The sequence below is a fragment of the Halomonas sp. SIMBA_159 genome, from assembly GCF_046536035.1.
Taxonomy (GTDB): Bacteria; Pseudomonadota; Gammaproteobacteria; order Pseudomonadales; family Halomonadaceae; genus Vreelandella; species Vreelandella venusta_A.
In genome coordinates this window covers 1-552 of the sequence record NZ_JAWJBT010000079.1, presented here as the reverse complement: position 1 = coordinate 552, position 552 = coordinate 1, and the positions used below count along the sequence as shown (strand labels likewise).

Here is a 552-nt window from a genome sequence, read left to right as displayed (position 1 = left end):
ATATCTAGGCGCTCCGCCAGCCTAACTTTGCGCGTTTTATAAAGTGCACTAATCAACATTTCTGATACGCCTTGCGTTAGTGTGCGGCTATCAGTAATAGTGGAGTAGCTGACTTGGCCCGTTTGGTCGAGAATTTGACCAACGCTAACAGTGGGCAGATTGGTACCTGGCTGCTGACTGAGAGCACTTAAGCAGCGGCTGTAAGGCGTGTGATTTGACATCACTGGAGAGCCTTCTCGCGGTGCGATAGGATCAGTTCCAATAGAAGCACAACCGCTCATAGAAGCACTTAATGCAATGGCGGCGGTGATCTTGTGGAGAGTTGGAAACTTCATGTTTGGTTCCTCCTGTTGTTGTATAACTAATAGCAGGAGGGATGCCATGTTTATATTTTTATATATTCATCAGTTGCTTGCGTATTTTTGTTGGTGGGTGGGTGGGTTTTAATAAATGGATTGCGGAGTTTTCTCTTGCAGTTTGCAAGTTTTGAATTGCAAACTGCAATTTTTTTGCGTTATGCAAATAAATGCCGACATGGTAAGTGAGGTCTAA

At 44.4% G+C, this 552-nt stretch carries 1 protein-coding gene; it reads right to left on the bottom strand.

Annotated elements, in window-relative coordinates:
• Window positions 1-335, bottom strand: a 335-nt coding sequence (locus R0J87_RS18425) for a CsgG/HfaB family protein (RefSeq protein ID WP_498887984.1), incomplete at its 3' end; no start/stop codon positions are given.
• Window positions 336-552 lie beyond the last annotated feature (217 nt).